This is a genomic window from Bartonella sp. AA126HLJHH (genome assembly GCF_042197425.1).
GTDB lineage: Bacteria > Pseudomonadota > Alphaproteobacteria > Rhizobiales > Rhizobiaceae > Bartonella.
Genome location: NZ_JBHIRU010000042.1, coordinates 1 through 5991, shown reverse-complemented (window position 1 = coordinate 5991; position 5991 = coordinate 1). Strand labels below are relative to the sequence as shown.

At 38.2% G+C, this 5991-nt stretch carries 10 protein-coding genes and 1 pseudogene; 6 read left to right on the top strand and 5 right to left on the bottom strand.

The annotated features are described in order from the left end of the window. From ACFIQC_RS09145 to ACFIQC_RS09125, 5 genes are all read right to left on the bottom strand, one after another. Positions 1-556, bottom strand: a 556-nt coding sequence (locus ACFIQC_RS09145) for a DUF1376 domain-containing protein (RefSeq protein ID WP_375707080.1), incomplete at its 3' end; no start/stop codon positions are given. Next, complete coding sequence (locus ACFIQC_RS09140) at positions 546-1019, bottom strand: crossover junction endodeoxyribonuclease RuvC (RefSeq protein ID WP_375630580.1); 474 nt, start codon at positions 1017-1019, stop codon at positions 546-548. The genes ACFIQC_RS09140 and ACFIQC_RS09145, both read right to left, overlap by 11 nt. A gap of 15 nt (positions 1020-1034) precedes the next feature. Then, complete coding sequence (locus ACFIQC_RS09135) at positions 1035-1793, bottom strand: hypothetical protein (protein ID WP_375612681.1); 759 nt, start codon at positions 1791-1793, stop codon at positions 1035-1037. A gap of 12 nt (positions 1794-1805) precedes the next feature. Then, complete coding sequence (locus ACFIQC_RS09130; protein WP_375630471.1) at positions 1806-2543, bottom strand: hypothetical protein; 738 nt, start codon at positions 2541-2543, stop codon at positions 1806-1808. Between the two features lie 10 nt (positions 2544-2553). Beyond that, on the bottom strand, positions 2554-2832 hold the full coding sequence (locus ACFIQC_RS09125) for a hypothetical protein (protein WP_375660270.1): 279 nt from the start codon (positions 2830-2832) through the stop codon (positions 2554-2556). A 112-nt stretch (positions 2833-2944) separates the two neighbouring features. On the opposite strand from ACFIQC_RS09125, the gene ACFIQC_RS09120 reads away from it, so the two are divergent. From ACFIQC_RS09120 to ACFIQC_RS09095, 6 genes and pseudogenes are all read left to right on the top strand, one after another. Continuing rightward, positions 2945-3277 carry a helix-turn-helix domain-containing protein gene (locus ACFIQC_RS09120; RefSeq protein WP_375612684.1) on the top strand — a complete coding sequence of 111 codons (333 nt, stop codon included), beginning with the start codon at positions 2945-2947 and terminating at the stop codon, positions 3275-3277. A 223-nt stretch (positions 3278-3500) separates the two neighbouring features. Further along, positions 3501-3881: a hypothetical protein gene (locus ACFIQC_RS09115; protein ID WP_375707079.1), complete on the top strand. Its 381-nt coding sequence runs from the start codon at positions 3501-3503 to the stop codon at positions 3879-3881. Between the two features lie 113 nt (positions 3882-3994). Next, positions 3995-4759, top strand: coding sequence for a hypothetical protein (locus tag ACFIQC_RS09110; protein WP_375664753.1), 765 nt, complete (start codon positions 3995-3997; stop codon positions 4757-4759). 14 nt (positions 4760-4773) lie between these two features. After that, positions 4774-5337, top strand: a complete 564-nt coding sequence (locus ACFIQC_RS09105) for a hypothetical protein (protein ID WP_375630467.1) — start codon at positions 4774-4776, stop codon at positions 5335-5337. Next, positions 5334-5795, top strand: coding sequence for a hypothetical protein (locus ACFIQC_RS09100; protein WP_375630466.1), 462 nt, complete (start codon positions 5334-5336; stop codon positions 5793-5795). Before ACFIQC_RS09105 ends, ACFIQC_RS09100 begins: the two co-directional genes overlap by 4 nt. A 5-nt stretch (positions 5796-5800) precedes the next feature. Then, positions 5801-5991, top strand: a pseudogene (locus ACFIQC_RS09095) (hypothetical protein); the annotation flags it as partial.

Here is a 5991-nt window from a genome sequence, read left to right as displayed (position 1 = left end):
CACACTCGATTGCCTTTTCAACAAAATCGTTTGTTTCTAAATTTTCAAAATCAATTTCTCTTTTTGATAAAATAATATTTTTATTTTTTTTGTTATTGTTATTGTTAATGTTAATGTGTTGTCGTGATGAACTCATCATGATGTCATCATGACCTCGTGATGATGTCATGATGACATCATCATGTTCTCTTGATGAATTATCTTTCTGCTTATTTCTCTTAGTATTCGCAGCTTTTATAGCTTTTTCTGAGAGTCTATTTAAATTCTCATTAGAGTTATTGAGTTCTTCCTCAACATCTAAATTCCACAAGCGACCATCTGCTAAACGAATGAGATATCCTTCTTCAAGCAAAACATTCAGTGCCGCTTCAAACTTCTTCACTGAATAACCAGTGTAATTAGATAAAACTTTAATATTATAAAAAAGAGGTTCACCAGTATGCAACATACGTAACCGTAATCGCATATAGATATTGCCCTCTACAGCAGGCAAATAATCAACAACAATTGCCCACTGGTCTGCAAAAAGCCTCGTCCATGGTAATTTACTGGACATACCCCAATTCCCTTTCTTTAACTAAATATAAAATTGCTAAAGCATCTGCTTCGTTATCATCTTTCGGATTGTGCCCTTTTGCACGCACCGCCTTAATCATCTCTTCTTTCGACGCATTCCCCTTGCCTGTCGTCGCTTTCTTAATCGTACTTACTGGTATCCCCTCATACGGTATCTGATGCTGTTCACACCACGCCGTTAACGTTGCTAACAAACCACCGTAAACATGCGCTGCATCTGTACCTTTATGACGCCTCACCTCTTCAAAATACACCACGTCAATTTGACCTGCTGTCTGTTTTATTTCTGATAGCCATTGTTTAAAACGCAAGTAACGCATTCCACCGCCTTCAAAACGGCGCGATTGAAAATTCACGGTACCACTGAACATGTCACCACTTGCACCACGTATCGCCCACCCTGTTTTGGTACCTAGATCAAAACAAAGAATTGTATTATTCATCACGTTTATGAAGCTCTAAAGCCATATTCCGCACTCCCAATAATAACGGAGTCGCTCCCATATTCTACGGTGCCAAGGTAGAGATGCCATGTATTGTTGTGGTGTTAACATAGACAATTTATAAGTCGTATTGGAAATGTAATTAAAGTTTGGAACTAGGTGATCACCACGTAATCTGCCGCCACCAAAAACAGCCCCTAAACCACTAATCCAACAATTACCTTCGTGACTGAGGTTCTCTTCACTCTCTACCCAGCCACCTAAATCACCTTTCTTTACTTTGCCAAAGCTTCTCAATGCTCGTATTCGGTGTAACTTGAAAGGACCGAGATCAACTGTATCGTCTGTAAGTTCGTATTTCTTTTTACTACTATTAACTAAATCACAACCACTAATAAAACCTGTATCAATCCATGCATCACCACACACACGGGCATTTTCACAAATTATTGCTGTACCGTATACATGTGCATTACCAAAAACTTTAGCATCAAAATAAACAATGGCATTGCCATAAACATGAGCGTTATCATAAACGTTGGCATTACCAAAAACCTTGGCTCGACCGTAAACCCTAGCACTACCATAAACCTTTGCATCGTCCCCAACCCAACAGTCTCCCTCATGACTTAAATTGCTTTCATTTTCAATAAAGCCACCTAAGTCACCTGCGTACACATCTCTAAAATTTCTTAAAGCACGTATACGATGAAGCGTAACTCCATTAACTTCGATTGTTTCATCAGTAGATTCATACTTCTTTTTAACTGTCATCTTATCCACTCCTCACTTACCCTTCTTCTTACTCTTCTTATTCTTATGAGGCGGCGCTTTTACTGCTTCATCACGCGGCTTAAGCTCTTGCTTCAGTTGTTTAATTTCCTTGTCACGTTCTTCAATTTCCTCGTCGTCATGTTCTTCTATCTTTTGTTTCAATTCTTTAATTTCCGTATCACGTGATTGCACATCTGCTTTTAGTGCCTGTATCTTTTCACTTTTCCGTTTAAAGTCTTCTCGGTACGCATCTATCTTTTGCTTAAGTTCTTCAATTTTCTCGTCGCGTTCTTTAATCTCTTGCTTCAATTCTTTAATTTCCGTATCACGTGATTGCACATCTGCTTTTAGTGCCTGTATCTTTTCACTTTTCCGTTTAAAGTCTTCTCGGTACGCATCTATCTTTTGCTTCAATTCTTTAATTTCCGTATCACGTGATTGAACATCTGCTTCGAGTGTCATTACAACTTCACTTACATTTCTGAACGCCTTTTCATGCTCTTCAGTCTTTTGTTTCAGTTGTTTAATTTCCTCGTCACGTTCTTCAAGATCTGCATCACATTCATCAATTGTCTGCTTGCTTTCCTTTAAATACCTAAACTCATTCTCTTTCATTTTTTTCTTAATATCTTGAACCTGCTCTTTAAGTGCTTTAACTTGGTTGCGATAATGCAATGCAATACGAAACATCACTCCGCTTAAGAGCAAAACTGAAACCACTGCTATCCATAAAATTTCATTCGAACTCATCTTTATCTCCTTAATGCTGTAAAGTTTCTCCGGTGTGATCAACACCGCAGCTCTTGCTAATTTTCGACAATGGGGGGTGTTGCTCTTGCATTAATCTCTGCAAGCGCTCGGGATAAAAAAAATCTTCTGGACGCAAATCTATCCCATGATCACGTGCGTAATCTAAAATTTTTTGCTGGTGTTTTGCTGGCATGTCACGCCATCTATAAACAGATGACACATCTCTTTGCACTATGGTTGCTACAGTTTTGAAACCACCTAAATATTTTATAATTAATCTCGAAGGCATATGTAATCTCCATAACAGCACAATAAATAATTGCACTTTTTACATATGTCAACAAAAAATGCACCTTTCACATTTTTGCATTTTACGTATTTTTAGGGATAATATTTAAATTATGAGTAGCAATATTGAAAAAAGTATCCAACAATGGCTAGAAAAAAAATTAGACGAGCGCGGACACGGTGCTCAAATAGAACTAGCCGCCTACTTGGGAATCCATCAATCCACTATAAGCAGAATGATTAATCCTTACAAAAATGGAAAATCAAGAAGCATAAGTATTGGGGAATTAGTTAAAATAGCTGAGTTTTTTAACGAGCCCCCCCCCAATTTCTTCAATGATGTTGATCAAGAATTTATGAATTTTTATCGTGATCTTTCTGAAGAAAACAAGAAGTCTGTGATTTTATATATTGAGTTTTTAAGGCAATCAAAAGATAAGTTATAGTTTCCTTTTCTTTCTGAGAAAACCCTTTTAAAAGATTAGAATCTTGTTCCGCTATTTGCATTTTGTATCTCCATAAATTGTGGATAGTGCACTTTTTAAAAAAACATATCTAGCATAAATATGCACTTTTTACATTTTTATGTTGACACTTGCACTTTTTGCATATATTTATCTCCCATATCTTAGAAAATAACTTTTGCCAATAGGCTGTATGGAGGCATTTGTGAATAAACCAGTGTTTATAAATTCTGATGAAATTCTCTTAGTGATGTGCGAAAATGAAGAGCAAAATCTCGCTAAATCTGGTCCTTTATTAGAAGAAAAGGACATTATCAATTTTATCGACCAAACCGATAATGCTGTCCAAATTTTGCGTATTGAACCAACGACTAATCGTTGCGAAGATATCTCTGAAGATATTGCTGAGTTTTATCTCAAACTACGTGAACAAAAGTGTTTTGATGGCAAAATACCGCATGACTTTATTCTACACAGCACAGCATACGGTTTTTTTTTAGATGATATAAAACAGCGCGAATATGATGATGCAATGTATGGTTCTTACGAAAAACAACACCGTTTGCGTCCTTGTGATGTGCTTTAAAAGCTAAAGGCGTTTTTAAAAGACGCCACCTTTTCAAAAAATTCACCCCACAATGCAATGCCGTTCTTTTGCAAGAACGACAAAGGCAGAATCTAACTTAAAGGAGTAAAACCATGGAAAAAAAATACGAATTTACTGATGAAACAATCAATGTTGATGGCAAAATCCTTCACCGTATACGTGCTTTAAGAAACTTTGGTGATGTCGAGAAAGGCAACCTAGGAGGCTATATCGAGAAAGAAGACAACCTAAGTCATGAAGATGATTGTTGGGTAGATGGTGATGCCAAGGTGCTTGAAAGCGCTACCATTTTTGATAATGCCAAGATATTTGATGGCGCCTGTATTAGTGGAAATGCTACGGTTTGTGATAAGGCACAAGTTTACGATAAGGCACAAGTTTACGGTAACGCCAAGGTTTACGACAATTCTCGTATTTATGGAAGTGCACAAGTTTACGATGATGCACGTGTTTACGATGATGCACGTGTTTACGATGATGCACATGTTTACGATGATGCAGTCATTTACGTTAATGCAAAAGTTTGCGGTGATGCCAAGGTTTATGGAAAAGCAAGAATATACCATGACGCCGTAATTTCCGAACATGCACGCGTTTATGACAATGCAGAAGTTTTCGACAACGCTACAATTTCGCACGTTGCATCCGCTTGTGACAATGCTCGTATTTTCGGTAAAGCAAAGGTTGGTGGTTGTGCCGAAATTTATGATGGAGCACATGTCTCTGAAAAAGCTAAAGTTGGCGGTCACGCAAAAATCTCTGGAAATGCCCGTGTGTTTGGTGGTGCAATAGTTTGCGAGAATGCCGAAGTAACCGGAAATACAAAAGTATCTGGAAATGACACTGTTTTAAGATAAGGGCGACTTAAACCATGGAAAAAAAATACGAACTTACTGATGAAACAATCGAAGTTGGGGGCAAAATCCTTCACCGCATTCGTGCACTGAGAGATTTGGGGGACGTCAAGAAAGGTGATCTTGGCGGCTATATCGAGAAAGAAGACAATCTAAGTCATCATGGTAATTGCTGGATTGGGGATTATGCAAAAGTTTACGGTAATGCCAAGGTTTTTGGTAATGCTAAGGTTTACGAAAATGCACAAGTTTACGGTTATGCACATGTTTACGGCAATTCTCGTATTTATGGCAAAGCAGAAGTTTTCGATGAACCATGCATTTACGGTCATGCAGAAGTTTACGGTGATGCACATATTTGCGGTGAACCGCACGTTTTTGATAATGCAGAAGTTTATGGCAATGCACAAGTTTACGAAGAGCCATACATTTACGATAGGGCGCGTGTTTACGGCAATGCAGAAGTTTCCGGTGATGCGCATGTTTACGGTCATGCAAAAATTTACGGTGCAGCATGTGTATGTTGGGACGACTGGATTGATGGCAATAAAAGAATCTCAACTGGAGAAAAGACCAGATGAAAAAATACGAATTTACTGATGAAAAAACTGTGTTTGATGGAAGAACTCTTCACCGAATTAGAGCATTAAGAGACTTTGGATATGTCAAAAAAGGTGACCTCGGCGGTTTTATAGAAAAAGAGAGCAACTTAAGCCATAAGAGAGACTGTTGGATTTTTGGCAATGCACACGTTTACGGTGATGCCAAAGTTTATGATGATGCGCGGGTTTATGGGAATGCACGCGTTTATGGCAATGCACAAGTTTTTGATTATGCCGAAGTTGGTGGTGCTGATGTTGGAGATAATGCCAAGGTTTTTGACTATGCGCGGATTTATGGGAATTCTGTTATAGGGAAAAGTGTACACGTTTACGGAAATGCTAAAATTTACAATCAAGCATATATTTGCTGTCGTGTAGACATTGCTGGAAATTGTAAAATTAGTGGCTCCACCGTAATCGTAGAACGTGAGAAATAGTAATCATGGAAAAGAAATATGAACTTACTGATGAAACAATCGAAGTTGGGGGCAAAACTCTCCACCGCATTCGTGCATTGAGAAGCTTCGGAAAAATCAAGAAAGGTGACCTAGGCGGCTTTATAGAAGGTGAGAGCAACTTAAGTCATGAAGGAGACTGTTGGGTTTATAATGATGCCATGGTTTATAGCGGTGC

Excerpts from the sequence above, each read along its gene's own strand:
- ACFIQC_RS09120 (WP_375612684.1), top strand. The coding sequence starts at position 2,945 with ATGAGTAGCAATATTGAAAAAAGTATCCAACAATGGCTAGAAAAAAAA.
- ACFIQC_RS09110 (WP_375664753.1), top strand. The coding sequence starts at position 3,995 with ATGGAAAAAAAATACGAATTTACTGATGAAACAATCAATGTTGATGGC.
- ACFIQC_RS09135 (WP_375612681.1), bottom strand. The coding sequence starts at position 1,793 with ATGACAGTTAAAAAGAAGTATGAATCTACTGATGAAACAATCGAAGTT.
- ACFIQC_RS09140 (WP_375630580.1), bottom strand. The coding sequence starts at position 1,019 with ATGAATAATACAATTCTTTGTTTTGATCTAGGTACCAAAACAGGGTGG.
- ACFIQC_RS09125 (WP_375660270.1), bottom strand. The coding sequence starts at position 2,832 with ATGCCTTCGAGATTAATTATAAAATATTTAGGTGGTTTCAAAACTGTA.
- ACFIQC_RS09130 (WP_375630471.1), bottom strand. The coding sequence starts at position 2,543 with ATGAGTTCGAATGAAATTTTATGGATAGCAGTGGTTTCAGTTTTGCTC.
- ACFIQC_RS09105 (WP_375630467.1), top strand. The coding sequence starts at position 4,774 with ATGGAAAAAAAATACGAACTTACTGATGAAACAATCGAAGTTGGGGGC.
- ACFIQC_RS09100 (WP_375630466.1), top strand. The coding sequence starts at position 5,334 with ATGAAAAAATACGAATTTACTGATGAAAAAACTGTGTTTGATGGAAGA.